The sequence below is a fragment of the Klebsiella sp. 141203 genome (assembly GCF_032601985.1).
In the GTDB taxonomy this organism is placed as follows: domain Bacteria; phylum Pseudomonadota; class Gammaproteobacteria; order Enterobacterales; family Enterobacteriaceae; genus Klebsiella; species Klebsiella aerogenes.
Genome location: NZ_JAQIRL010000005.1, coordinates 367,194 through 393,856 on the forward strand (window position 1 = coordinate 367,194; position 26,663 = coordinate 393,856).

Genomic DNA, 26,663 nt, shown 5'->3' on the forward strand with positions numbered 1-26,663 from the left:
AGAACGCATAATAACGATGGCGATGAAAAAGTTGCTCATAGCGTCGCTGCTGTTTAGCAGCGCGACTGTATACGGTGCTGAAGGGTTCGTGGTGAAGGACATTCATTTCGAAGGCTTGCAGCGTGTCGCTGTTGGTGCGGCCCTCCTCAGCATGCCAGTGCGTCCTGGCGATACGGTGACCGATGATGATATCAGTAACACCATTCGCGCTCTGTTTGCCACTGGCAACTTTGAGGACGTCCGCGTCCTGCGCGATGGTGATACCCTGCTGGTGCAGGTGAAAGAGCGCCCAACAATTGCGAGCATTACCTTCTCCGGCAACAAGTCGGTGAAGGATGACATGCTCAAGCAAAACCTTGAGGCATCCGGCGTTCGCGTTGGGGAATCTCTCGATCGCACCAAGCTTGCCGATATCGAAAAAGGGCTGGAAGATTTCTACTACAGCGTCGGTAAATATAGCGCCAGCGTAAAAGCTGTCGTGACGCCGCTGCCGCGTAACCGCGTCGACCTGAAACTGGTTTTCCAGGAAGGCGTCTCGGCGAAAATCCAGCAGATTAACATTGTCGGTAACCACGCATTCACCACTGACGAACTGATCTCTCACTTCCAACTGCGCGATGAAGTACCGTGGTGGAACGTCGTCGGCGATCGTAAATACCAGAAACAGAAACTGGCGGGCGACCTTGAAACCCTGCGCAGCTACTATCTGGATCGCGGTTACGCGCGTTTCAACATCGATTCGACGCAGGTTAGCCTGACGCCGGACAAGAAAGGCATCTATATCACCGTTAACATCACCGAAGGCGAGCAATACAAGCTCTCCGGCGTGCAGATAACGGGCGATCTGGCGGGCCATTCGGCGGAAATCGAATCGCTGACCAAAATTGAGCCGGGCGAGCTGTATAACGGCACCAAAGTGACCAAAATGGAGAATGATATTAAGAAACTCCTCGGTCGCTATGGCTACGCCTATCCGCGCGTTCAGTCGCAGCCCGAAATCAACGACACGGATAAAACCGTGAAGCTGCATATTAACGTTGATGCCGGCAACCGTTACTACGTGCGTAAAATACGCTTCGAAGGTAACGACACCTCCAAAGATTCCGTACTGCGCCGCGAAATGCGCCAGATGGAAGGGGCGTGGCTGGGCAGCGACCTGGTTGACCAGGGTAAAGACCGTCTTAACCGTTTAGGTTATTTCGAAACCGTCGATACCGATACCCAGCGCGTGCCGGGTAGCCCGGATCAGGTCGATGTCGTTTACAAGGTGAAAGAGCGTAACACCGGTAGCCTGAACTTCGGTATCGGTTACGGTACCGAAAGCGGCGTCAGCTTCCAGGCGGGCGTACAGCAGGATAACTGGTTAGGTACCGGCTACTCCGTTGGCATCAACGGGACCAAAAACGACTACCAGACCTACGCTGAACTGTCGGTCACTAACCCGTACTTCACCGTAGACGGCGTGAGCCTCGGCGGCCGCCTCTTCTATAACGACTTTGATGCGAATGACGCGGATCTGTCTGACTATACCAACAAAAGCTATGGTACGGACGTCACCCTCGGCTTCCCGATCAACGAATACAACTCGCTGCGTGCAGGTTTAGGTTATGTTCATAACTCCCTGTCCAACATGCAGCCGCAGGTGGCGATGGATCGTTACCTTGACTCTGTAGGGTCAGACAGCACTGGCAGCTTTACCGCGAATGACTTCACCTTTAACTACGGCTGGACCTATAACAAGCTGGACCGTGGTTACTTCCCAACGGAAGGTTCGCGCGTCAACCTGAACGGTAAAGTGACCATTCCGGGGTCAGACAACGAATACTACAAAGCGACGTTGGATACCGCGACGTACGTGCCGATCGATGACGATCACCAGTGGGTTGTGCTGGGTCGTACCCGCCTGGGTTATGGCGACGGTATCGGCAGCAAAGAGATGCCGTTCTATGAGAACTTCTACGCCGGTGGTTCAAGTACCGTGCGTGGCTTCCAGTCGAACACCATCGGTCCGAAAGCGGTCTATAAATCCGGGGCTTATGCCGGAGATAATAGCGACTACGAAGAATGTTCCAACTCTGATGGTTCATACTGTAAATCAGACGATGCGGTCGGCGGTAACGCCATGGCGGTCGCCAGCCTGGAGCTGATTACCCCGACGCCGTTTATCAGCGATAAATATGCGAACTCGGTACGTACCTCCATTTTCTGGGATATGGGTACCGTGTGGGATACTAACTGGGAAAATACCGCGGCGACTCGAGCAGCAGGCGTGCCTGACTACAGCGATCCGAACAACATTCGTATGTCTGCGGGTATCGCGGTACAGTGGATGTCGCCGTTGGGGCCGTTGGTCTTCTCCTACGCCCAACCGTTTAAAAAGTACGATGGAGACAAAGCCGAGCAGTTCCAGTTTAACATTGGTAAAACCTGGTAATTGTTGGCAACAACGGAATGTAAGTGCAGTATAGCGCTGACTGTAGGCGATAGCGGATGCTATCGCCTGGCCACGCAAATAACGGTACCCCTGGGTACTCATGGGATGGTAAGGAGTCAATTGTGAAAAAGTGGTTATTAGCTGCAGGTCTGGGTTTAGCAATGGTAACTTCCGCTCAGGCGGCAGATAAAATTGCAATGGTTAACATGAACAACCTGTTCCAACAGGTAGCCCAGAAAACTGGCGTTTCCAACACGCTGGAAAATGAGTTCAAAGGCCGCGCTAGCGAACTGCAGCGTTTGGAAGGCGATCTGCAGTCCAAAATGCAGCGTCTGCAGTCTATGAAACCGGGCGCAGATCGTAGCAAGCTGGAAAAAGACGTGATGTCTCAGCGTCAGTCCTTCGCGCAGAAAGCACAGGCTTTTGAGCAGGATCGCGCACGTCGTTCCAACGAAGAACGTGGCAAACTGGTTACCCGTATCCAGACCGCCGTTCAGAGCGTAGCGAAAGATCAGAGCATCGATCTGGTTGTTGACTCTAATGCCGTCGCATACAACAGCAGCGATGTGAAAGACATCACCGCTGATGTACTGAAACAGGTTAAATAAGTAATGCCTTCAATTCGACTGGCTGACTTAGCACAGCAGTTGGATGCAGAGTTACACGGTGATGGCGATATCGTCATCACCGGCGTTGCGTCCATGCAGAGCGCTAAAGCAGGCCAAATTACTTTCATGGTAAATCCTAAATACCGTGAACACCTGGCCGCTTGCCAGGCCTCCGCCGTTGTGATGACGCCGGACGATTTACCCTTTGCCCATAGCGCCGCGCTGGTAGTGCGTAATCCCTACCTGACCTACGCGCGCATGGCTCAAATTTTAGATACCACGCCGCAGCCGGCGAAAGACATCGCGCCAAGCGCGGTGATCGATCCCACGGCGAAGCTGGGTAACAACGTCTCCGTTGGCGCGAACGCCGTTATCGAATCCGGCGTGGTGCTGGGCGATAACGTGGTTATCGGCGCGGGCTGCTTCGTTGGCAAAAATAGTAAAATCGGCGCCGGCTCGCGTTTGTGGGCTAACGTTGCCGTTTACCATGAGATTGAGATCGGTGAAAATTGCCTGATCCAGTCCAGTACGGTGATCGGCGCGGACGGTTTCGGTTACGCTAACGATCGCGGTAATTGGGTGAAGATCCCGCAGCTTGGTCGCGTTATTATTGGCGATCGCGTGGAGATCGGCGCCTGTACTACCATCGATCGCGGCGCGCTGGACGATACCGTGATCGGCAATGGCGTTATCATTGATAACCAGTGCCAGATTGCGCACAACGTGGTGATTGGCGACAATACCGCCGTCGCTGGCGGCGTGATTATGGCCGGCAGCCTGAAAATTGGCCGTTACTGCATGATTGGCGGCGCCAGCGTGATTAACGGCCATATGGAAATCTGCGATAAAGTCACCGTTACCGGGATGGGGATGGTTATGCGTCCTATCTCTGAACCTGGCGTCTATTCCTCAGGTATTCCGCTACAGCCGAACAAGGCGTGGCGTAAAACTGCGGCGCTGGTGATGAATATTGACGAGATGAGCAAGCGCCTGAAAGCGGTTGAGCGCAAGGTTAATCAACAAGACTAATTCATCATTCGGTCACGTTACATTCCCGGCCTGTTGCATTCGTTAATAAGATTGCCGCAGGCCGTGTTATTATTGCCTTTTAGTATATTTAGACAGGAAGAGTATTTTGACTACTGACACTCATACTCTGCACATTGAAGAGATTCTGGAACTTCTGCCTCACCGTTACCCGTTCCTGCTGGTAGACCGCGTGCTGGATTTTGAAGAAGGTCGTTTTCTGCGCGCAGTAAAAAATGTTTCCGTAAACGAGCCGTTTTTCCAGGGGCATTTCCCTGGTAAGCCGATTTTACCTGGCGTTCTGATTCTGGAAGCGATGGCGCAGGCCACCGGTATTCTGGCATTTAAAAGCGTTGGAAAACTTGAGCCGGGCGAGCTGTATTACTTCGCGGGTATCGATGAAGCGCGTTTCAAACGTCCGGTAGTACCAGGCGATCAGATGATTATGGAAGTCACTTTTGAGAAAACCCGTCGCGGCCTGACCCGTTTCAAAGGCGTTGCGCTGGTTGACGGTAAAGTGGTTTGCGAAGCGACGATGATGTGTGCGCGTAGCCGGGAGGCCTGATACGTGATTGATAAAACCGCCTTTATTCATCCTACCGCCATTGTAGAAGAAGGCGCCGTCATTGGCGCTAACGTTCACATTGGTCCGTTTTGTATTGTGGGCGCCAACGTCGAAATTGGCGAGGGCACCGTACTGAAGTCTCATGTTGTCGTGAATGGCCACACAAAAATTGGTCGCGACAATGAGATCTATCAGTTCGCATCTATCGGTGAAGTCAACCAGGATCTGAAATATGCTGGCGAGCCGACCCGAGTGGAAATTGGCGATCGCAACCGCATTCGCGAAAGCGTCACCATTCATCGCGGTACAGTACAGGGCGGTGGATTAACGAAGGTGGGCAGCGATAACCTGCTGATGATCAACGCCCACGTGGCGCATGATTGTACGCTTGGCGACCGCTGCATTCTGGCCAACAACGCGACGCTGGCCGGTCACGTATCTCTGGATGATTTCGTCATCATTGGCGGCATGACTGCAGTACATCAGTTCTGCATCATCGGCGCGCACGTTATGGTAGGCGGCTGCTCCGGCGTCGCTCAGGACGTTCCGCCGTTCGTGATTGCCCAGGGCAACCACGCCACGCCGTTTGGCGTCAACATCGAAGGACTGAAACGCCGCGGCTTTAGCCGTGAAGCGATTACCGCGATTCGTAACGCCTATAAACTGCTGTACCGTAGCGGCAAAACGCTGGACGAAGCCAAGCCGGAAATCGCCGAACTGGCGACTCAGCATCCCGAAGTTCAGCCGTTTGTCGATTTCTTCGCCCGTTCAACTCGCGGCTTGATTCGTTAATGGCCGAACAGCGTCCCCTGACGATTGCCCTGGTCGCCGGAGAAACCTCCGGCGATATTCTTGGCGCCGGTCTCATCCGCGCCCTCAAAGCACGCGTCCCTGATGCGCGCTTTGTCGGCGTGGCGGGGCCGCTGATGCAGGCGGAAGGATGCGAAGCCTGGTATGAAATGGAAGAGCTGGCGGTGATGGGCATTGTTGAAGTGCTTGGTCGTCTGCGCCGCTTACTGCATATTCGCGCCGATTTAACGCGCCGCTTCGGCGAACTGCGTCCCGATGTCTTCGTTGGCATCGACGCCCCTGATTTCAATATTACCCTCGAAGGTAACCTGAAAAAGCAGGGCATCAAAACCATTCATTACGTCAGCCCGTCCGTTTGGGCATGGCGACAAAAACGCGTTTTCAAAATTGGCAGATCCACCGATCTGGTTCTGGCATTCCTGCCTTTCGAAAAAGCGTTTTACGACAGATTTAACGTTCCCTGCCGTTTCATCGGCCACACCATGGCGGATGCCATGCCGCTGGATCCTGACAAGGGCGCGGCACGTGACCGTCTGGGTATCCCGCATGATGTTCACTGCCTGGCGCTGCTGCCCGGTAGCCGCGGCGCGGAGGTCGAAATGCTCAGCGCCGACTTCCTGAAAACCGCGCAGCTTCTGCGTAATGCTTATCCCGACCTGCAGGTTGTGGTGCCGCTGGTCAATGCCAAACGGCGGGAACAGTTTGAGCGAATCAAAGCTGAGACGGCGCCGGATATGACGGTACATATGCTGGATGGTCAGGCGCGCGATGCGATGATCGCCAGTGATGCCGCGCTGTTGGCCTCGGGGACGGCGGCGCTGGAGTGCATGCTGGCGAAATGCCCGATGGTCGTTGGCTACCGCATGAAGCCGTTTACCTTCTGGCTGGCGAAGCGGTTGGTGAAAACCGATTATGTCTCTTTGCCAAATCTGCTGGCCGGGCGCGAGCTGGTGAAAGAGCTGCTGCAGGATGAATGCGAGCCGCAGGCGCTGGCCGCCGCCTTGAAGCCGCTGTTGGCCGACGGCAAAACCAGCCACGATATGCATGATACTTTCCGCGCGCTGCATCAGCAGATCCGCTGCAACGCGGACGAGCAGGCGGCGGACGCAGTACTGGAGTTAGCAAAATGATGGAGTTCGTTTATCCACATACCCATCTGGTCGCCGGTGTCGATGAGGTTGGCCGCGGGCCGCTGGTCGGCGCGGTGGTCACTGCCGCGGTAATCCTGGACCCACGCAAGCCGATCGTAGGCCTCAACGACTCTAAAAAATTAAGCGAAAAGCGCCGCCTGGCGCTGTTCGATGAAATCAAAGACAAAGCGCTGTGCTGGAGCCTGGGTCGCGCCGAGCCGCATGAAATCGACGAGCTGAACATCCTACACGCCACGATGCTGGCGATGCAGCGCGCCGTCGCTGGTCTGAGTATTACCCCTGAGTTCGTGCTTATCGACGGCAACCGCTGTCCATCGCTACCGATGCCGTCGCAGGCGGTAGTGAAAGGCGATAGCCGGGTGGCGGAAATCAGCGCAGCGTCTATTCTGGCTAAAGTCACTCGCGACGCCGAAATGGCTACGCTGGATATTGCATTTCCGCAATACGGTTTTGCCCAGCACAAAGGCTATCCTACCGTTGTACATCTGCAAAAACTGCAGGAACACGGCGCAACAGAGCACCACCGGCGTAGTTTCGGCCCGGTGAAACGCGCGCTGGGCCTGGCGTCCAACTAAGTCACTGGGATCTAAAGATGTCTGAACCACGTTTCGTACACCTCCGGGTGCACAGCGACTATTCCATGATCGATGGGCTGGCGAAAACCGGGCCGCTGGTGAAAAAGGCGGCCGCTTTGGGCATGCCTGCGCTGGCGATCACCGATTTCACCAACCTCTGCGGTCTGGTTAAGTTCTACGGAACGGGCCATGGCGCCGGGATTAAACCCATTGTCGGCGCTGACTTCCATGTTCAGTGCGATCTGCTTGGCGATGAATTCAGCGAGCTGACGGTTTTAGCGGCCAACAATACCGGCTATCAGAACCTGACTCTGCTCATTTCTCGCGCCTATCAGCGCGGCTATGGCGCGCTCGGACCCTGGATCGATCGCGACTGGCTGGTTGAGCATCAGGAAGGGCTGATTTTGCTATCCGGCGGGCGTAAAGGCGACGTTGGCGTCAGCCTGATCCGCGGAAACATGCCGCTGGTAGAGCAGTGTCTCTCCTTCTATCAACAACATTTCCCGGATCGCTACTATCTGGAGCTGATCCGTACCGGTCGTCAGGACGAAGAAAGCTATCTTCATGCCGCGGTTCAACTGGCGGAGGAGCATGGTTTGCCGGTAGTGGCGACCAACGATGTGCGATTCCTGGAAACCGGCGACTTCGACGCTCATGAAATTCGCGTCGCCATTCACGATGGCTTCACCCTCGACGATCCGAAGCGTCCGCGCAACTACTCGCCGCAGCAATATATGCGCAGCGAGGAGGAGATGTGCGAGCTATTTGCCGATATCCCGGAAGCGCTGGAAAACACCGTTGAGATCGCCAAACGCTGCAACGTTACCGTGCGCCTTGGCGAATACTTCCTGCCGCAGTTCCCGACCGGCGACATGACCACCGAAGATTTCCTGGTAATGAAGTCGAAAGAGGGGCTGGAGGAACGTCTCGAATTCCTGTTCCCGGATCCCGAAGAGCGCGCTAAGCGTCGCCCGGAATATGACCAACGTCTGGATGTCGAACTGCAGGTTATCAACCAGATGGGGTTCCCGGGCTACTTCCTGATCGTCATGGAATTTATCCAGTGGTCGAAAGATAACGGCGTGCCGGTAGGGCCGGGACGCGGTTCCGGCGCCGGCTCGCTGGTAGCCTACGCGCTGAAAATTACCGACCTTGACCCGCTGGAGTTTGACCTACTGTTCGAACGTTTCCTTAACCCGGAACGTGTTTCGATGCCCGACTTCGACGTCGATTTCTGCATGGAGAAACGCGACCAGGTGATTGAGCACGTTGCGGATATGTATGGCCGCGACGCGGTATCGCAGATCATCACCTTCGGCACCATGGCGGCGAAGGCGGTTATTCGCGACGTGGGCCGCGTGCTGGGCCATCCGTATGGCTTTGTTGACCGAATCTCTAAGCTGGTGCCGCCGGATCCTGGCATGACGCTGGCGAAAGCCTTTGAAGCGGAACCGCAGCTGCCGGAAATCTACGAAGCGGACGAAGAAGTTAAAGCGCTGATTGATATGGCGCGTAAGCTTGAAGGCGTGACGCGTAACGCCGGTAAGCACGCGGGCGGCGTGGTTATCGCGCCGACCAAAATCACCGATTTCGCGCCGCTGTACTGTGATGAGCAGGGGCTGCACCCGGTTACCCAGTTTGATAAGAACGACGTTGAATACGCCGGGCTGGTAAAATTCGACTTCCTCGGCCTGCGTACGCTGACCATCATCAACTGGGCGCTGGAGATGATCAATAAGCGCCGGGCGAAGAACGGCGAAGGGCCGCTGGACATCGCCGCGATTCCGCTGGATGACAAGAAAAGCTTCGACATGCTGCAGCGCTCGGAAACCACCGCGGTCTTCCAGCTTGAATCGCGCGGCATGAAAGATCTGATTAAACGTCTGCAGCCTGACTGCTTCGAAGACATGATCGCACTGGTGGCCCTGTTCCGTCCGGGCCCGCTGCAGTCGGGGATGGTAGATAACTTTATCGACCGTAAGCACGGCCGCGAAGAGATTTCCTATCCGGACGTCCAGTGGCAGCATGAATGTCTGAAACCTGTGCTGGAGCCGACTTACGGCATCATCCTGTACCAGGAACAGGTCATGCAGATAGCCCAGGAGCTCTCCGGTTATACCCTCGGCGGCGCGGATATGCTGCGTCGTGCGATGGGTAAGAAAAAGCCGGAAGAGATGGCCAAGCAGCGCGGCACCTTTGAAGAAGGGGCGAAAAAGCGCGGCGTGGACGGCGAACTGGCGATGAAAATCTTTGACCTGGTGGAGAAATTCGCCGGTTATGGATTTAACAAATCCCACTCCGCCGCCTATGCGCTGGTTTCCTACCAGACGCTGTGGCTGAAAGCCCACTATCCGGCCGAGTTTATGGCGGCGGTAATGACCGCCGATATGGACAACACCGAGAAGGTGGTGGGCCTGGTCGATGAATGCTGGCGCATGGGGCTTAAAATCCTGCCGCCGGACATCAACTCCGGTCTGTATCATTTCCACGTCAACGACGACGGGGAAATCGTGTATGGTATCGGCGCCATTAAGGGCGTCGGCGAAGGCCCGATTGAAGCCATCATCGAAGCGCGTAACAATGGCGGCTACTTCCGCGAGCTGTTTGACCTGTGCGCCCGTACCGATATCAAAAAGCTCAATCGCCGGGTACTGGAAAAACTGATTATGTCCGGGGCGTTCGACCGCCTCGGCCCACATCGCGCGGCGCTGATGAACTCGCTGAACGATGCGCTGAAAGCCGCCGATCAGCACGCCAAAGCCGAAGCGATTGGTCAGGCGGATATGTTCGGCGTGCTGGCGGAAGAGCCGGAGCAAATCGAGCAATCCTACGCCAGCTGCCAGCCGTGGCCGGAGCAGGTGGTGCTGGATGGTGAAAGGGAAACGCTGGGGCTGTATCTGACCGGCCACCCGATTAACCAATACCTGAAAGAGATCGAACGCTACGTTGGCGGCGTGAGACTCAAAGACATGCACCCGACCGATCGTGGTAAAGTGACCACGGCGGCGGGTCTGGTTATTGCTGCGCGGGTAATGGTCACCAAGCGCGGCAATCGTATCGGCATCTGTACGTTGGATGACCGTTCCGGGCGTCTGGAGGTGATGTTATTCACCGACGCTCTGGATAAATACCAGCAGTTGCTGGAAAAAGACCGCATACTTATCGTCAGCGGACAGGTCAGCTTTGATGACTTCAGCGGGGGCCTTAAAATGACCGCCCGTGAAGTCATGGATATTGACGAAGCCCGGGAAAAATATGCTCGCGGGCTTGCTATCTCGCTGACGGACAGGCAAATTGATGACCAGCTTTTAAACCGACTCCGTCAGTCTCTGGAACCCCACCGTTCGGGAACCATTCCAGTACACCTCTATTATCAGAGGGCGGATGCGCGCGCGCGGTTGCGTTTTGGCGCAACATGGCGCGTCTCTCCGAGCGATCGTTTACTTAACGATCTGCGTGGCCTTATCGGCTCGGAGCAGGTGGAACTGGAGTTTGACTAATACAGGAATACTATGAGTCTGAATTTCCTAGATTTTGAACAGCCTATCGCAGAGCTGGAAGCGAAAATCGATTCCCTGACTGCAGTAAGCCGTCAGGATGAGAAACTGGATATTAACATCGATGAAGAAGTGCATCGTCTGCGCGAAAAAAGCGTAGAGCTGACGCGCAAAATCTTCGCCGATCTTGGCGCATGGCAGGTAGCCCAACTGGCGCGCCATCCACGTCGTCCCTATACCCTGGATTATGTCCGCCTGGCTTTCGACGAATTTGACGAGCTGGCAGGCGATCGCGCCTACGCTGACGATAAAGCTATCGTTGGCGGTATTGCGCGTCTTGATGGTCGCCCGGTGATGATCATCGGTCATCAGAAAGGCCGTGAAACCAAAGAAAAGATCCGTCGTAACTTTGGTATGCCGGCGCCGGAAGGCTACCGCAAAGCGCTGCGCCTGATGGAAATGGCTGAGCGTTTCAAAATGCCGATCATTACCTTCATCGACACCCCTGGCGCCTATCCGGGCGTTGGCGCGGAAGAGCGCGGCCAGTCGGAAGCGATTGCCCGCAACCTGCGTGAAATGTCGCGTCTGAGCGTGCCGGTTATCTGCACCGTGATTGGCGAAGGCGGCTCCGGCGGCGCGCTGGCGATTGGCGTAGGTGATAAGGTCAACATGCTGCAATACAGCACCTATTCGGTTATCTCGCCGGAAGGCTGCGCATCTATTCTGTGGAAAAGCGCGGATAAAGCGCCGCTGGCCGCGGAAGCGATGGGTATCGTTGCCCCGCGACTCAAAGAGCTGAAGCTGATTGATTCCATCATTCCAGAACCGCTGGGCGGCGCCCACCGTAACCCGGAAGCGATGGCGGCGAGCCTGAAGGCACAGCTGTTGGCCGACCTGGCTGACCTGGATACCCTCAGCGAAGAAGAGCTGCGTAACCGCCGCTATCAGCGTCTGATGAGCTACGGCTACGCCTGATTATTCAGCACATTATTTTCTCTAAGGGGCCGCATTTCCGGCCCCTTTTTTTATCATTTTTCTACTGAGGCAAGATGATGCGCCAATGAGGTGATGTGATTAGCCGATGATGTCCTTCTCCCGTGACACTGCGCTAACTGCCGGGGACAACGCCTGGGCAGACCGTTCACAAGGAAAAGGAGAATAATATTATGGCAATTCATAAAACTGTCGCCTTGAGCGCCGTGGCCGCAGGGATCATGTTAAGTCTGAGCACCGCACAGGCTGCGCCGCTGCTCAGCGCCACTGAAGCCACCACCATGACAGCCAGCGAGCTGGCGGCGAAAGAAAAAGCATTAACCGATTTTCCTCTAATGGACGCGGTGAAGTCTTCTATTCGTACCCTCGATAACGCTTCAGTCGAAAAGATTGAGCCCGGTCGGGCGGCTAACCCGGAGAACGTTAAACGCGTTGAAGGCATGCTCAGCGAGCAGGATTGGGATTATCTGTTCCCGATGCGCGCGCCGGAATATACCTACAGCAACTTCCTGAAGGCGATTGGTAAATTCCCGGCGGTCTGCGGCACCTACACCGACGGTCGTGATAGCGACGCAATCTGCCGTAAATCGCTGGCTACCATGTTTGCCCACTTCGCCCAGGAAACCGGCGGTCACGAGAGCTGGCGCGATATTCCGGAATGGCGCCAGGCGCTGGTCTATCTGCGCGAAGTTGGCTGGACCGAAGGGCAAAAGGGCGGCTATAACGGCGAATGTAACCCGGATGTCTGGCAGGGGCAGACCTGGCCTTGCGGTAAAGATGCCGATGGCGATTTCCTCAGCTACTTTGGTCGCGGTGCTAAACAGCTTTCCTATAACTACAACTACGGACCGTTCTCCGAGGCGATGTATGGCGACGTCCGTCCGCTGTTGGATAAACCACAGCTGGTGGCGGACTCATGGATGAACCTCGCCAGCGCGGTCTTCTTCTTTGTTTACCCGCAGCCGCCAAAACCCTCCATGCTGCACGTTATCGACGGCACCTGGCAGCCAAACGATCGTGATAAGAGCAATGGCCTGGTGCCGGGGTTTGGCGTGAGCATCCAGATCATCAACGGCGGCGTCGAATGCGGCGGCGCCACGGAAAATGCCCAGTCGCTTAACCGTATTGCCTATTACAAAGAGTTCGCCAACTACCTCAAAGTGCCTATTGCTGATGATGAAGTGCTGGGCTGTAAGAACATGAAGCAGTTTGATGAAGGCGGTGCCGGCGCGCTGCCAATCTACTGGGAACAGGATTGGGGATGGGATCCGAACAGCGCAGACGGCAAAACCAATGCCTGCCAGCTGGTGAGTTATCAGACGCCGTACAGCGCGTTCAAAGAGGGGGATTACAGCAAATGCGTGCAGCACTACTTCAACGTAACCGTGGTTGATGATGCGGGTAGCGATGGCGCGTCTGATAAGACGGATGACGTTACGCCTGCCCCACAGGTAAACGTGGCGCCGGTGGCGCGTATTGCCGGCCCGGTGGGCGCTGTTGAAGCCGGTAGCCTGGTGTCGCTGAGTGCGGAAGGCTCTACCGATGCTAACGGCGATAAGCTGAGCTATAGCTGGATGTCGCAGGATGGGCAGACGTTAAGCGGTGCGGATAAAGCGGTTATCAATTTCAGCGCGCCGCAGAGCGACAAAGATGCTCAGTATGTGGTTAGCCTGACCGTCAGCGATGGTAGTCTGTCCAGTACCGCAACCTACACTCTCAATGTGAAGGCGAAAACGCCGGCAGAGGAAGCGAAGGATGAGCCGGCAGGCGATAGCGGCGTCATCAGCTATCCAGCGTGGAGCGCCAGCCAGAGCTGGAAGCCGGGTGACATCGTCAATAACCACGGCGCGCTTTTCCAGTGCAAGCCCTTCCCGGAAGGAGCCTGGTGCAACGTGGCGCCAACTTACTACGAACCGGGCGCAGGTCTGGCCTGGGGGGATGCGTGGAAGGCGCTGTAATCATCGCTTTGCTATGATTCAGGACTAAGATAAATCCGCCAGTGCTAAGCACTGGCGCGATTGATATTATGCTTACCTTAGGTAAATCCAGGAGGAAAGCGTGAATATCATCGCCATCATGGGGCCCCACGGCGTCTACCATAAAGACGAACCGATCAAAGAGCTGGAAGCCGCTCTGCAGAAGCAAGGATTCCAGACCATCTGGCCGCAAAACAGCGCCGACCTGCTGCAGTTTATCGAACACAACCCGCGTATCTGCGGCGTTATCTTCGACTGGGACGAGTACAGCGTTGATTTATGCAGCGATATCAATCGCCTGAACGAATATCTGCCGCTGTATGCTTTTATCAATACGCACTCGACGATGGACGTCAGCAGCCAGGACCTGCGCATGGCGCTATGGTTCTTCGAATATGCGCTGGGTCTGGCGGAAGATATCGCTACCCGCATTCGCCAGTATACCAATGAATATCTGGACAACATCACGCCGCCATTTACCAAAGCGTTATTTAACTATGTGCAGGAGGGGAAATATACCTTTTGTACCCCCGGACACATGGCGGGAACCGCCTACCAGAAAAGCCCGGTCGGCTGCCTGTTTTATGATTTCTTCGGCGGTAATACGCTGAAGGCCGATGTTTCTATCTCCGTTACCGAACTGGGGTCGCTGTTGGACCATACCGGCCCGCATCTGGAAGCGGAAGAGTATATTGCCCGCGCCTTTGGCGCCGAGCAGAGCTACATGGTGACCAACGGTACCTCGACTTCAAATAAAATTGTCGGCATGTATTCGGCGCCCGCTGGCAGTACGTTGCTTATCGATCGCAACTGCCATAAATCGCTGGCGCATCTGCTGATGATGAGCGATATCGTACCGCTATGGCTAAAACCGACCCGTAACGCGCTGGGGATCCTCGGCGGCATCCCGAAACGGGAATTTACCCGCGACAGCGTCCAGCACAAAGTCGAGACAACTCGCGGCGCGCAGTGGCCGGTGCATGCGGTGATCACCAACTCCACCTATGATGGGCTGTTGTATAACACCACCTGGATTAAACAAACCCTTGACGTGCCGTCGATCCACTTCGATTCCGCCTGGGTGCCTTATACCCACTTCCACCCGATTTATCAGGGGAAAAGCGGTATGAGCGGCGACCGCGTACCGGGGAAAGTGATCTTCGAAACCCAGTCGACGCATAAAATGCTGGCGGCGTTGTCACAGGCTTCGCTTATCCATATTAAAGGCAGCTACGATGAAGATACCTTCAATGAAGCCTTTATGATGCATACCTCTACCTCGCCAAGCTATCCGATCGTCGCCTCGATAGAGACCGCGGCGGCGATGCTGCGCGGTAACTCCGGAAAACGCCTGATTCAGCGCTCCATCGAACGCGCGCTACATTTCCGTAAGGAGGTTCAGCGCCTGCGTGAGGAGGCTGACGGCTGGTTCTTCGATATCTGGCAGCCGGAAGAGGTCGAAGAAGCGCAATGCTGGCCTGTTTCCCCTGGAGAAACGTGGCATGGATTCCAGGACGCCGATGCCGACCATATGTTCCTCGATCCGGTCAAAGTCACGATTCTCACGCCGGGTATGGACGAGCAGGGCAATATGGCGGAAGAGGGGATACCGGCGGCGCTGGTGGCGAAATTCCTCGACGAGCGCGGCGTGGTGGTGGAGAAAACCGGGCCGTACAATCTGCTGTTCTTGTTCAGTATCGGTATTGATAAAACTCGAGCGATGGGCCTGCTGCGCGGTCTGACCGAGTTTAAACGCGCCTACGATCTTAACCTGAGGGTGAAAAACATGTTGCCGGATCTCTACGCTGAGGATCCGGACTTCTACCGCAATATGCGCATCCAGGATCTGGCGCAGGGGATCCACCGCCTGATCCGTCAGCACCAGCTCTCACAGCTGATGCTGCGGGCGTTCGACGTGTTGCCGGAGATGAAAATGACCCCGCATCAGGCCTGGCAGCGACAGATTAAGGGCGAAGTAGAAACCATCGAACTGGAGAAACTGGTGGGGCGTATTTCGGCAAATATGATCCTGCCGTATCCGCCTGGCGTGCCGTTGCTGATGCCGGGAGAGATGATCACCGAAGAGAGCCGCGCGGTGCTCGATTTCCTGTTGATGCTCTGTTCGATCGGCCGCCACTACCCAGGTTTTGAAACCGATATCCACGGGGCCAAACGTGATGAAGACGGCGTCTACCGTGTACGAGTCTTAAAAAATAATTAGGGGCTTGCGCGGCGGCGGGCGGCGCGAGTAACGTGTTGGGCTTCAACAGGAGGAGAACAACCATGCTGGGTTTAAAACGAGTTCACCATATTGCCATCATCGCGACAGACTACGCGAAGAGCAAAGCGTTCTATTGCGACATCCTCGGGTTTACGCTGCAAAGCGAGTTCTACCGCGCCGAGCGTGATTCGTGGAAGGGCGACCTGGCGCTGAACGGCGAGTATGTCATCGAGCTGTTTTCGTTCCCGTTCCCTCCTGCGCGTCCAAGCCGCCCGGAAGCCTGTGGTCTGCGCCACCTGGCGTTTAGCGTCGACGATATTGATGCCGCGGTTGCGCATTTGCAGGCGCACGGCGTCGCCTGTGAAGCTATCCGCATCGATCCGTTTACCGATAAGCGTTTTACCTTTTTCAACGATCCCGACGGCCTGCCGCTGGAGATTTACCAACAGTAATACTTGCCAGAACCAGCCCTGGCGCGTAACGTGCCGGGCTATCTCTTCTTAGCTGCATACGCACGATCATGACGCCGGATATTGCCTCATCGCTTCGACCACATCGTCAGTTTCTGCTGGCCTTCAGCGGCGGCCTGGACTCAACCGTCCTGCTGCACCGGCTGGTACGCTGGCGCCAGCGCGAGCCAGCGGTTCAACTGCGCGCGATTCACATTCACCACGGCCTGAGCGCCAACGCTGACCATTGGGTTGAGCATTGCGAACATATTTGCCAGCAGTGGCAGGTGCCGCTACAGGTGGTGCGCGTAACGCTGGCGGATGAGGGGTTGGGGATCGAAGCGCATGCTCGTCAGGCGCGCTATCAGGTCTTCCGTGAAGCGCTTTTGCCAGGTGAAGCGTTATTGACGGCACAACATCTCGACGACCAATGCGAGACTTTCCTGCTGGCGCTCAAACGCGGTAGCGGCCCGACCGGCTTATCGGCGATGGCGGCCTGTAGCGAGTTCGCTGGTGGCAAATTGCTGCGTCCGCTGCTCAATGAGAGCCGTGATTCCCTACATCAGTGGGCGCTGACTTATCAGCTGCGTTGGATTGAAGATGAAAGTAATCAGGATGATGCCTACGATCGCAACTTTCTGCGCCTGCGGGTGGTACCGCTACTGAGCGAGCGCTGGCCGCATTTTGCCGAGGCCGTTGCCCGCAGCGCCAGCTTATGTGGCGAACAGGAACAGTTGCTCGATGAAATGCTGTCGGCGGAGCTCGCCGCGCTGGTCGATGAGCGCGGTTCGCTGGCGATAGAACCGCTAAGTGCGATGAGCGCGGCGCGTCGTGCGGCGCTGCTGCGCCGCTGGCTGGCTTCCCAACAGGCGCCGATGCCGTCGCGCGAAATGCCGGAGCGCATCTGGCAGGAAGTGGCGCTGGCGCGTGAAGACGCCGCGCCTTGCCTACGGTTAGGCGGTTTTGCCGTCCGGCGCTACCAGCAGCGCCTGTATTGGGTAAAGCATCTGCCTGGCCTGACCGAGCGTGAGTTGCCATGGGAGGACCCCACTACATCGCTAATATTGCCGGAAACGCTGGGAGAACTGGCGTTGCAGTCCGGCGGGCCGTTACGCATGCCGCGCGCGGATGAGCCGGTATCGATACGTTTTCGCGCCAGTGGTAATCTGCACATCGTCGGGCGTCCGGGCGGGCGTAAGCTTAAGAAAATCTGGCAGGAAATGGCGGTCGCCCCCTGGCGTCGGGATACTACGCCGCTGCTATTTTATGGCGAAACGTTGATTGCGGCGGCCGATGGACTGTTTGTCACCAGAGAGGGGCAAGTGCAGGAAGGCGAGGGGTTACAGCTGGTATGGCGGAAAACGGGCGGCTAAGCCGCCCGATGGGCTTCAGGATTCGCTGACCACTACGGTGCCAATTTCCGGGTGGCTGAAACTGGCGATTTTATCCAGGCGTAGCTCGCGGACGTTACCGGCAAGTTCTACCACCAGATACTCGACATTTTTACGCGAGATAAGATCGTTCGCTTTGGCCTGCAGCTGTTCACCATCTTTCAGGGCCAGCGCCAGCACCAGGTGATGCTGGCAGGCAAGCTCGAGGTTGTCATAATCATCGCAGTTAATGGGTTGATAAGTATCATTCATTGACATAATCGCTCACCAATAAGTTTGCCGCCGCATAAGCGGCCTTTTCCCTGACTGACTCCGAAAGGGCCTGATCCGCCGCAACCTCATTTAATACTTTCAACGCGCAGCCCAGCGCATCCGGGATATACCCTAAGTCTCCGCTGGCTATTTCCGCATACCGCTTGCGTATTAACTCACAATATTGATCCACATGCCCTCCTGTCAGCGTTCTGACTTAACCGTGGGATGCAAGTTTAAGCCTACGAAGATAAACTCTGTTTAGCAAGGTGACTATACCATAGTCATCTAAGCAATATCAGCAGGATGAAAGGAGTACCTGCGATTGCCGACAGCCTTTTGTCGCCAGTTTCGCTACAATGTACGCCATTTTTTTCAGGAGTTTATTCATGGCGCTGAAAGCGACGATTTATAAAGCTGTGGTGAATGTTGCCGATTTGGATCGCAACCAGTTTCTGGATGCTAACCTGACGCTGGCGCAACATCCCTCAGAAACCCAGGAGCGTATGATGCTGCGCCTGCTGGCGTGGATCAAATATGCTAACGAACGCTTGCAGTTCACCCGCGGGTTGTCCTCGGATGATGAACCGGAGCTGTGGCAATTAAACGACCATTTGGGCGTCGATCTGTGGATTGAGCTGGGGTTACCGGACGAGAAACGCCTCAAGAAAGCCTGCTCGCGGGCGCAGGAGGTGGCGCTGTTTGCCTATAATAGCCGAGCGGCTGAAATCTGGTGGCAGCAGAATCAGAACAAGCTTGCGGCGTATCCGAAGCTGACCATCTGGTATCTTGATGATGCGCAACTGGCGCAGCTGAGCGCTTTTGCCGATCGCACCATGACGCTGCAGGCAACCCTGCAGGACGGCGGTATCTGGTTATCTGACGATCGGAATAATCTGGAAATTCATTTAACGGCCTGGCAGCAGCCGGCATGATAACGATTAGCCGCAGCGTTTCCATCCCGGATGAGGAGATCTCGCTTACCGGGGTCCGCGCACAGGGGGCGGGCGGTCAGCATGTGAATAAGGCCTCGACGGCGATTCACTTACGTTTTGATATTAAAGCATCGAGCCTGCCTGAGTTTTATAAAGAACGCCTGCTCGCCGCCAGTCACCACTTAATTTCTGCTGACGGTGTGGTTATCATTAAGGCTCAGGAATATCGCAGCCAGGAGATGAATCGCGAAGCGGCGATCTCGCGACTGGTTACGCTGATAAAAGAATTAACCGCAGTGCAAAAAAGCCGCCGGGAGACGCGACCGACTCGGGCGTCAAAAGAGCGACGACTTGCCTCCAAGGCGCAAAAGTCCTCAGTCAAAGCGCTGCGTGGGAAAGTTCGCCATTAAGAGGCGTGGCGGACGGGTGGAATGGATTATAAGGAATTCACAGTGAAGAAAATTGTATTTTCGCTCGCAGCGGCCTGTTCGCTCTTTGCGCTGTTTGGCTGCAATCATCGCGCTGAGGTGGAGACGGTTCAGCCGGCCGCGATGGAAGAGCTGAAACCGATGCAGCAAAGCTGGCGCGGTATTTTGCCTTGCGCGGATTGCGAAGGGATTGAAACCTCTTTGTTCCTTGAGAAAGATGGCACCTGGGTAATGAATGAACGTTATCAGGGCGTTAGCCGCGAGCCGTCATCTTTCGCTTCATATGGGACCTGGGCGCGTACCGCCGATAAACTGGTCTTGACCAATAGCAAAGGCGAGAAATCCTACTATCGGGCGAAAGGCGACAAGCTGGAAATGCTCGATCGTGACGGCAACCCGATTCAGTCAACGCTTAACTATACGCTGGAGTCGGTGAAAGCCAGCCTGCCGACGACACCGATGGCAATGCGCGGGATGTATTTCTATATGGCGGATGCGGCAACCTTTACCGATTGCGTCACAGGTAAAACGGTGGCCGTTGCCAATAACGCTCAGCTTGAACGTGATTACGCCGCCGCGCGCGGGACCGATACTCGTCCGGTACTGCTGGTGGTAGAAGGGCACTTCACTCTCGAAGCGAACCCGGATACCGGCGAGATGATGAAAACGCTAATGACGGATAAAGACAGTAAATTTATTCCAGGTAAAGATTGCGGTAAGTAATCCGTGCAGTTGTAATTAAAAAGGCCTCGCTATTGCGAGGCCTTTTAGCTTTAAAGGGGAAATTAACCTTTAATTTGCTGCACCAGGTAATTCACAATATCCCCGGTCTTAATCAGCTGTTTCTCGCCGTTGCGACGATGTTTGTATTCAATATCATCGTTGTCGAGGTTACGATCGCCAAGCACGATGGTATGAGGGATGCCGATCAGCTCCATATCGGCGAACATCACGCCCGGACGCTCTTTACGATCGTCCATCAGCACGTCGATGCCATGCGCACGCAGTTCAGCATAGAGTTTCTCGGCCAGCTCCTGCACGCGATAGGACTTGTGCATGTTCATCGGCAGAATAGCGACCTGGAACGGCGCGATAGCGTCCGGCCAGATAATCCCGCGATCGTCAAAGTTCTGCTCAATAGCGGCGGCCACCACGCGGGTGACCCCAATGCCGTAGCAGCCCATGGTCAGGATCTGGTTGCGGCCATCTTCGCCCTGCACCGCGGCATTCATTGCCTGAGAGTACTTGGTGCCCAGCTGGAAGATGTGGCCCACTTCGATACCGCGTTTGATAAGCAGAGTGCCTTTTCCATCCGGGCTCGGATCGCCGGCAACGACGTTACGAATATCAGCAACTTCCGGAGTCGCGACATCGCGATCCCAGTTGATGCCGAAGTAATGTTTGCCATCGATGTTGGCGCCGGCGGCGAAATCGCTCATGGCCGCGACGGTACGGTCGATAACTACCGGAATCGGCATGTTAACCGGACCGAGAGAACCCGGGCCCGCGTTAACGATAGCGCGGATCTCTTCTTCGCTGGCGAAGGTCAGCGGGCTCGCGACCTGCGGCAGTTTTTCCGCTTTTACTTCGTTGAGTTCGTGATCGCCGCGTACCAGCAGGGCGACCAGCGGGTAGCTGCTATCTTCTACCGCTTTCACCAGCAGGGTCTTCACGGTTTTTTCGATTGGCAGATTGAACTGCTCAACCAGCTCGGCGATGGTTTTCGCGTTCGGCGTATCCACCAGCGTCATCTCTTGCGTCGCTGCTGCGCGCGGTTCTTTCGGCGCGACGGCTTCGGCAAATTCAATGTTCGCCGCGTAGTCGGAGCTGTCAGAGAAGATCACGTCATCTTCGCCGCTCTGCGCCAGTACCTGGAACTCATGGGAAGCGCTGCCGCCGATCGAACCGGTGTCAGCCTGCACCGCGCGGAAATCCAGCCCCATACGGCTGAAGATTTTGCTGTAAGCGGTATACATCGCGTCGTAGGTTTCCTGCAGCGATTCCTGAGAGGTATGGAAAGAGTAAGCATCTTTCATCAGGAACTCACGGGAGCGCATCACGCCGAAACGCGGGCGGACTTCATCGCGGAACTTGGTCTGAATCTGGTAGAAGTTCAGCGGCAGCTGTTTGTACGAGTTCAGCTCATTGCGAATCAGGTCGGTAATGACCTCTTCGTGAGTCGGCCCGAGGACGAATGGGCGATCGCCACGATCGGCAATGCGCAGCAGCTCAGGGCCATATTGCTCCCAGCGACCGCTCTCCTGCCACAGTTCAGAAGGCTGAACTACCGGCATTAACACCTCGATAGCACCGGCGTTGTTCATTTCTTCACGCACGATGTTCTCGACTTTTTTCAGAACGCGCACGCCGGTCGGCAGCCAGGTGTACAACCCTGAGGCCAGCTTGCGGATCATCCCGGCGCGCAGCATCAGCTGATGGCTGATGACTTCGGCGTCGGCAGGTGTCTCCTTCAGAGTGGAGAGCAGATATTGGCTAGTACGCATGTTGTTACGGTTCCATTTGGACGATCGGAACAGGCTGGAGAGCCAGCCTGAAACAAAAAAAGTGGTTTAGTTTACCAGTGTGGCAAAGATGCCAAAAGAGAGGAAAATAAAATTAGCGCGGTTCGAGAGAAAAGACTTCAAAACCGGAGGGGATTACCCGCCAGCGCACGTTGAAATCGAGCAGCCAGACGGCGTAGGTTTTCCCTGCTTCTTCCTCTTTGCGATAAGCCGGGCGCGGATCCTGGGCCAGTACTTCTCGGATAAACGCTTTGATATGCGGGTAGCGTTTTTCAAGCGTCAGTAGCTGTGCTTCTATTTCCGGCGTAAAGCTGACATTCATTCCAGCCAGCGGCGCCTGTTGCGCATAGCTGGCGCTGGCATCCGGCAGGGCCTCGGCGAAGGGAAGATAAGGTTTGATATCAACCACCGGCGTGCCGTCAACGAGATCGAGGCTGCCAAGTTCCAGTATCACCTGATCCTTATGGCAGCGAACGCCTTTTAGTTCAACCAGCGACATGCCGATAGGGTTAGGTCGAAACGTCGAACGGGTCGCAAAGACGCCCATACGCGCGTTGCCGCCAAGGCGGGGAGGGCGCACGGTCGGGCGCCAGCCGCCAGCCATGGTCTGATGAAAGACAAACAGCACCCACAGATGGCTGAAGTTTTCCAGTCCACGCACGGCGTCCGCCTGGTTATAAGGCGCTAATAGATGCAGTTCTCCGCCGCCGTGTTCAACCAGCCCTGGCTGGCGAGGAACGGCAAACTTCTCTTTATACGGCGAGCGGATGACGCCTATCTGCGCGAACTGAAATGCACTCATTGTGCCGAGACGTTAAGCGCTGAACCCAGGCAAACGGCCTGACGGTAGCAGCCTGGCGTACCGCTGGTCACTTCGCAGCTGTGCAGCAGCACGGCGTTGGCCTTCATTTTGGCCGCGTTGATTTGCATGCGCTTACGGGCGGTCGGGATGTTCGGCGGGGAGTCCTGGTTTGAAGCCTGGCATGATTCGCCGCTCACTTCACCCAGATCGCGGAAAGGTTTCCCTACCAGCGCGGCGGCATCGGTATAGATTCTAACCGGTGCGGGACGTGAGACTTTTGGTTTAGCCGTTTCCGTCTGGACTGGCGTGGTTGCGGTGCTTTTAACAGGCTCAACGGGGGATCTGCTTAGCATAGAACAACCGCTTAACATGAGTGCTAACAAACAGACCGGTAAAGCACGCATAGTATTTCCTCAATGAATTATAAAACAGGGCGCTATTGAATCAGGTGCTTGCATAAATGACAAGACGGGCATAAAGCCCGTCCTGAATGATATTACGCTGAAAGCAGATTACCAGCCTTTCACTGCGCCACCGTTAAAGATTTTGTTAGCGGCTTCGTAAACTTCATCGCTTTGGTAAGCCTGAACAAATTTCTTAACATTTTCCGCGTCTTTATTATCTTCGCGGGCGACGATCAGGTTTACGTATGGCGAGTTTTTATCTTCAACGAAGATACCGTCTTTCGCCGGCGTCAGGCCAATCTGGCTGGCGTAGGTGGTGTTGATGACCGCCAGAGCGATCTGCGCGTCGTCCAGAGAACGCGGCAGCTGTGGCGCTTCCAGCTCAACAATCTTCAGGTTTTTCGGGTTTTCAACCACGTCCAGAGACGTCGGCAGCAGGCCTACGCCTTCTTTCAGTTTAATCAGACCCACTTGCTGCAGCAGCAGCAGAGAACGGCCGAGGTTGGTCGGGTCATTCGGTACGGCAATCTGTGAGCCCGGCTGCAGTTCGTCCAGAGATTTGATTTTCTTCGAGTAGCCAGCGATCGGATAGACGAAGGTGTTACCGACGGAAACCAGTTTATAACCGCGATCTTTAATCTGCTGGTCGAGATACGGTTTGTGCTGGAAGGCGTTAACGTCGATGTCGCCTTTGCTCAGCGCTTCGTTCGGCAACACGTAGTCGTTGAAGGTTACCAGCTCAACGTCGAGGCCATACTTCTCTTTTGCCACTTTCTGCGCGACTTCAGCAACCTGCTGTTCCGCGCCGACGATCACGCCGACTTTAATATGGTTAGGATCTTTTTCATCCTGACCGCAACCCACCAGAGCCAGAGAACCGATTAATGCGCCAACTGCCGCAAAGGTTTTTAAATTAAAGGCCATGTTATTTCCTTCCTGTAAGAATTAGTGTTGTGTGTCAATAACGTTATTTGTGAGTCACAGCCCGGACGATACGATCGCCAGAGAATTGAATTAAATAAACCAGAATAACCAGCAATACCAGTACGGTATTCATTACCGTCGCGTTATAGCCGATGTAGCCGTACTGATAGCCAATCTGACCCAGACCACCGGCACCGACCGCACCGCCCATCGCGGAATAACCCACCAGGGTGATGAGTGTGATGGTGGCGGCGTTCACCAGACCCGGCAGCGCTTCAGGGAGCAGAACTTTACGCACGATCTGCAGCGGCGTTGCGCCCATCGCGCGTGAGGCTTCGATAAGCCCGGTTGGGATCTCCAACAGCGCGTTTTCCACCATACGCGCGATAAACGGCGCGGCGCCAACCGTTAATGGCACAATCGCTGCCTGCAGGCCGATCGAGGTACCGACGATCACGCGGGTAAACGGAATCATCCACACCAGCAAAATAATGAATGGAATCGAGCGGAAGATATTCACCAGCGCCGATAGCGTACGATACAGTCGGGCGTTGGCGGCAATCTGCCCCGGACGGGTAACGTACAGCAGTACGCCGACCGGCAAGCCGAGCACAAAGCCAAAGAAGCCGGAGACAAACGTCATAGCCAGCGTTTCCCACACGCCGCGAACCAGCAGCCAGATCATTGGTTCAGACATATCCCAGTACCTCTACTTTTACATGATGTTCCTGCAGCCAGGCGATCGCCGCCTGGGTATCTTCTGGTGTGCCGTGCATTTCAGTCAGCATGATGCCGAACTTCACTCCGCCGGCGTAATCCATCTGCGCGCTAATAATGTTGTTATTCACATTAAAGCGGCGGGCGGTTTCCGACAGCAGCGGCGCATCGACGGAATGGCCGGTGAACTCCATACGCAGCATCGGCACGCTGTCAGGCAGCGGCGTGGGCTTCAGGCGCGCCTGATAGTCATCCGGAATATCCAGATGCAGGGTAGATTGAATGAACTGTTGGGCGAGCGGCGTCTTAGGATGGGAGAAGACTTCGCTCACGGTGTCCTGCTCGATCAGTTGACCATTGCTAATGACCGCCACGCAGTCGCAGATACGTTTAACCACGTCCATTTCATGGGTGATCAACAGAATGGTCAGCCCCAGACGACGGTTAATGTCTTTTAACAGTTCGAGGATCGAACGGGTCGTTGCCGGGTCGAGCGCGCTGGTGGCTTCATCGCACAGCAGCACCTTTGGATTGCTGGCCAGAGCACGGGCAATCGCCACGCGTTGTTTCTGGCCGCCGGAGAGGTTTGCCGGATAGCTGTCGTGCTTATCGCCAAGACCAACCAGGTCAAGCAGTTCATTAACGCGGCGTTTGATTTCCGCCGGCGGCGTGTTGTCCAGCTCAAGCGGCAGCGCCACGTTGCCGAAAACGGTACGTGAAGCAAGCAAATTAAAGTGCTGGAAGATCATGCCAATCTGACGGCGCGCGCGAGTCAGTTCTTTTTCAGTCAGCGCGGTGAGTTCCTGGTTATCAACCTGCACGCTACCTTCGGTTGGGCGTTCCAGCAGGTTAACGCAGCGAATCAGCGTACTTTTACCTGCGCCGGAAGCGCCGATCACGCCGTAAATTTGCCCGGCAGGGACATGCAGGCTGACATCGTTCAGCGCCTGTATGGTGCGGTTCCCCTGCTGGAACACTTTGGTAATATTCGAAAGTTTAATCATCAGTTATTTATTATCGTTTAGCCGTTTGCCGTGGCATTTTCTTCTGCCGTGTCCAGGCGATGCCTGTCAATGAAATGGATGTTAAGGCATCCAGACGTCTAAATCAATCTGACTCTTTATAATGAGCACTTTCTTGCATGCCGAAACATGCGATACTAACGGCATTAGCCTTTATCAGGAGCAAACCGGTGGCAAAGTCTGTACCCGCAATTTTTCTCGACCGTGACGGCACGATTAATATCGATCATGGTTATGTCCACGAAATCGACAACTTTGAGTTTATCGACGGCGTCATTGATGCCATGCGTGAACTAAAGGCAATGGGATTTGCGTTAGTGCTGGTGACCAACCAGTCAGGCATCGCGCGCGGTAAATTCACGGAAGCGCAATTTGAGACCCTCACCGAATGGATGGATTGGTCGCTGGCAGACCGCGGCGTGGATCTCGACGGTATCTATTATTGTCCGCATCACCCGCAGGGAAGCGTTGAAGAGTTCCGCCAGACCTGCGATTGCCGTAAGCCGCATCCAGGGATGCTCATTTCCGCACGCGATTTCCTGCATATTGATATGGCCGCTTCTTATATGGTGGGCGATAAACTCGAAGACATGCAGGCGGCTGCGGCGGCGAATGTCGGAACGAAAGTGCTGGTGCGTACCGGTAAGCCGGTTACCGAAGAAGCGGAAAGCGCCGCAGATTGGGTGCTAAATAGCCTGGCGGACCTGCCTGCGGCTATCAAAAAGCAGCAAAAATAAGCGTTACGTATAAAAGATGAGCGGTTGAAATAAAAATGTATTTTTCCGCTTGTCATTCCCGGCGGGCTCCCTATAATGCGCCTCCATCGACACGGCGGATGTGAATCACTTCACACAAACAGCCGGTTCGGTTGAAGAGAAAAATTCTGAAATTCAGGGTTGACTCTGAAAGAGGAAAGCGTAATATACGCCACCTCGCGACAGAGCGCTAAAGCGCGTCGCAA

Annotated in this window: 25 protein-coding genes; 17 read left to right on the plus strand and 8 right to left on the minus strand. The window is 55.4% G+C overall.

What is annotated here, in order from left to right; translation table 11 throughout:
* Positions 1–16: 16 nt before the first annotated feature.
* The 13 genes from bamA (at position 17) to tilS (ending at position 17,678) form a co-directional block, all read left to right on the plus strand.
* Entirely contained in the window at positions 17–2,434 is a 2,418-nt protein-coding gene (gene bamA / locus PGR29_RS20635) for an outer membrane protein assembly factor BamA (protein ID WP_087860840.1), read from the plus strand.
* Between the two features lie 122 nt (positions 2,435–2,556).
* Positions 2,557–3,042, plus strand: a complete 486-nt coding sequence (skp, locus tag PGR29_RS20640; RefSeq protein ID WP_087860839.1) for a molecular chaperone Skp — start codon at positions 2,557–2,559, stop codon at positions 3,040–3,042.
* 3 nt (positions 3,043–3,045) lie between these two features.
* Positions 3,046–4,071, plus strand: coding sequence for a UDP-3-O-(3-hydroxymyristoyl)glucosamine N-acyltransferase (gene lpxD / locus PGR29_RS20645; RefSeq protein WP_045390147.1), 1,026 nt, complete (start codon positions 3,046–3,048; stop codon positions 4,069–4,071).
* 106 nt (positions 4,072–4,177) lie between these two features.
* Complete coding sequence (gene fabZ, locus PGR29_RS20650; protein WP_004145858.1) at positions 4,178–4,633, plus strand: 3-hydroxyacyl-ACP dehydratase FabZ; 456 nt, start codon at positions 4,178–4,180, stop codon at positions 4,631–4,633.
* Between the two features lie 3 nt (positions 4,634–4,636).
* Entirely contained in the window at positions 4,637–5,425 is a 789-nt protein-coding gene (lpxA, locus tag PGR29_RS20655; protein ID WP_316425212.1) for an acyl-ACP--UDP-N-acetylglucosamine O-acyltransferase, read from the plus strand.
* Positions 5,425–6,573 carry a lipid-A-disaccharide synthase gene (gene lpxB / locus PGR29_RS20660; protein ID WP_015704449.1) on the plus strand — a complete coding sequence of 383 codons (1,149 nt, stop codon included), beginning with the start codon at positions 5,425–5,427 and terminating at the stop codon, positions 6,571–6,573. Before lpxA ends, lpxB begins: the two co-directional genes overlap by 1 nt.
* Positions 6,570–7,169, plus strand: a complete 600-nt coding sequence (gene rnhB, locus PGR29_RS20665) for a ribonuclease HII (RefSeq protein ID WP_015368153.1) — start codon at positions 6,570–6,572, stop codon at positions 7,167–7,169. Before lpxB ends, rnhB begins: the two co-directional genes overlap by 4 nt.
* Positions 7,170–7,186: 17 nt before the next feature.
* Complete coding sequence (dnaE, locus tag PGR29_RS20670; protein ID WP_087860838.1) at positions 7,187–10,669, plus strand: DNA polymerase III subunit alpha; 3,483 nt, start codon at positions 7,187–7,189, stop codon at positions 10,667–10,669.
* 12 nt (positions 10,670–10,681) lie between these two features.
* Positions 10,682–11,641 (plus strand): acetyl-CoA carboxylase carboxyl transferase subunit alpha, encoded by a 960-nt coding sequence (accA, locus tag PGR29_RS20675; RefSeq protein ID WP_045390153.1) that lies wholly within the window; start codon positions 10,682–10,684, stop codon positions 11,639–11,641.
* 191 nt (positions 11,642–11,832) lie between these two features.
* On the plus strand, positions 11,833–13,617 hold the full coding sequence (locus PGR29_RS20680) for a chitinase (RefSeq protein WP_316425213.1): 1,785 nt from the start codon (positions 11,833–11,835) through the stop codon (positions 13,615–13,617).
* Positions 13,618–13,717: 100 nt separating this feature from the next.
* The gene (locus PGR29_RS20685; protein WP_113374444.1) at positions 13,718–15,856 is read left to right on the plus strand and encodes a lysine decarboxylase LdcC; all 2,139 of its coding nucleotides are present in this window, start codon (positions 13,718–13,720) and stop codon (positions 15,854–15,856) included.
* A 62-nt stretch (positions 15,857–15,918) separates the two neighbouring features.
* Positions 15,919–16,308, plus strand: coding sequence for a VOC family protein (locus PGR29_RS20690; protein ID WP_015704453.1), 390 nt, complete (start codon positions 15,919–15,921; stop codon positions 16,306–16,308).
* A gap of 68 nt (positions 16,309–16,376) precedes the next feature.
* Complete coding sequence (gene tilS / locus PGR29_RS20695) at positions 16,377–17,678, plus strand: tRNA lysidine(34) synthetase TilS (protein ID WP_316425214.1); 1,302 nt, start codon at positions 16,377–16,379, stop codon at positions 17,676–17,678.
* 15 nt (positions 17,679–17,693) lie between these two features.
* On the opposite strand, the gene rof is transcribed toward tilS, so the two are convergent.
* Positions 17,694–17,954 (minus strand): Rho-binding antiterminator, encoded by a 261-nt coding sequence (gene rof / locus PGR29_RS20700; RefSeq protein ID WP_113374446.1) that lies wholly within the window; start codon positions 17,952–17,954, stop codon positions 17,694–17,696.
* Positions 17,941–18,141: a YaeP family protein gene (locus PGR29_RS20705; protein ID WP_087860833.1), complete on the minus strand. Its 201-nt coding sequence runs from the start codon at positions 18,139–18,141 to the stop codon at positions 17,941–17,943. The genes rof and PGR29_RS20705 overlap by 14 nt, the downstream gene beginning before the upstream one ends.
* 196 nt (positions 18,142–18,337) lie before the next feature.
* Here PGR29_RS20705 and PGR29_RS20710 point away from each other — a divergent pair, with 196 nt between their 5' ends.
* Genes PGR29_RS20710 through nlpE form a run of 3 tightly spaced genes read left to right on the plus strand, consistent with a single transcriptional unit; the run spans position 18,338 to position 20,034 of the window.
* Positions 18,338–18,883 carry a YaeQ family protein gene (locus PGR29_RS20710; RefSeq protein ID WP_045376632.1) on the plus strand — a complete coding sequence of 182 codons (546 nt, stop codon included), beginning with the start codon at positions 18,338–18,340 and terminating at the stop codon, positions 18,881–18,883.
* The gene (arfB, locus tag PGR29_RS20715; RefSeq protein ID WP_045390167.1) at positions 18,880–19,293 is read left to right on the plus strand and encodes an alternative ribosome rescue aminoacyl-tRNA hydrolase ArfB; all 414 of its coding nucleotides are present in this window, start codon (positions 18,880–18,882) and stop codon (positions 19,291–19,293) included. The genes PGR29_RS20710 and arfB overlap by 4 nt, the downstream gene beginning before the upstream one ends.
* Positions 19,294–19,335: 42 nt before the next feature.
* Positions 19,336–20,034: an envelope stress response activation lipoprotein NlpE gene (gene nlpE, locus PGR29_RS20720; RefSeq protein ID WP_087860832.1), complete on the plus strand. Its 699-nt coding sequence runs from the start codon at positions 19,336–19,338 to the stop codon at positions 20,032–20,034.
* 62 nt (positions 20,035–20,096) lie between these two features.
* On the opposite strand, the gene proS is transcribed toward nlpE, so the two are convergent.
* The 6 genes from proS to metN all read right to left on the minus strand — a co-directional run bounded on the left by proS (position 20,097) and on the right by metN (position 25,684).
* Positions 20,097–21,815 (minus strand): proline--tRNA ligase, encoded by a 1,719-nt coding sequence (gene proS, locus PGR29_RS20725; RefSeq protein ID WP_047065175.1) that lies wholly within the window; start codon positions 21,813–21,815, stop codon positions 20,097–20,099.
* A gap of 112 nt (positions 21,816–21,927) precedes the next feature.
* Positions 21,928–22,635, minus strand: a complete 708-nt coding sequence (gene tsaA / locus PGR29_RS20730) for a tRNA (N6-threonylcarbamoyladenosine(37)-N6)-methyltransferase TrmO (protein WP_316425216.1) — start codon at positions 22,633–22,635, stop codon at positions 21,928–21,930.
* Positions 22,632–23,039: an Rcs stress response system protein RcsF gene (gene rcsF / locus PGR29_RS20735; protein ID WP_015704458.1), complete on the minus strand. Its 408-nt coding sequence runs from the start codon at positions 23,037–23,039 to the stop codon at positions 22,632–22,634. The genes tsaA and rcsF overlap by 4 nt, the downstream gene beginning before the upstream one ends.
* A 108-nt stretch (positions 23,040–23,147) precedes the next feature.
* On the minus strand, positions 23,148–23,963 hold the full coding sequence (gene metQ / locus PGR29_RS20740; protein ID WP_113374448.1) for a methionine ABC transporter substrate-binding lipoprotein MetQ: 816 nt from the start codon (positions 23,961–23,963) through the stop codon (positions 23,148–23,150).
* Positions 23,964–24,006: 43 nt separating this feature from the next.
* Entirely contained in the window at positions 24,007–24,660 is a 654-nt protein-coding gene (locus PGR29_RS20745; protein WP_045390177.1) for a methionine ABC transporter permease MetI, read from the minus strand.
* Positions 24,653–25,684 carry a methionine ABC transporter ATP-binding protein MetN gene (metN, locus tag PGR29_RS20750; RefSeq protein WP_087860830.1) on the minus strand — a complete coding sequence of 344 codons (1,032 nt, stop codon included), beginning with the start codon at positions 25,682–25,684 and terminating at the stop codon, positions 24,653–24,655. The genes PGR29_RS20745 and metN overlap by 8 nt, the downstream gene beginning before the upstream one ends.
* 188 nt (positions 25,685–25,872) lie before the next feature.
* Between metN and gmhB the strand changes: the two genes are divergently transcribed.
* Entirely contained in the window at positions 25,873–26,439 is a 567-nt protein-coding gene (gene gmhB, locus PGR29_RS20755; RefSeq protein ID WP_047044557.1) for a D-glycero-beta-D-manno-heptose 1,7-bisphosphate 7-phosphatase, read from the plus strand.
* Positions 26,440–26,663 lie beyond the last annotated feature (224 nt).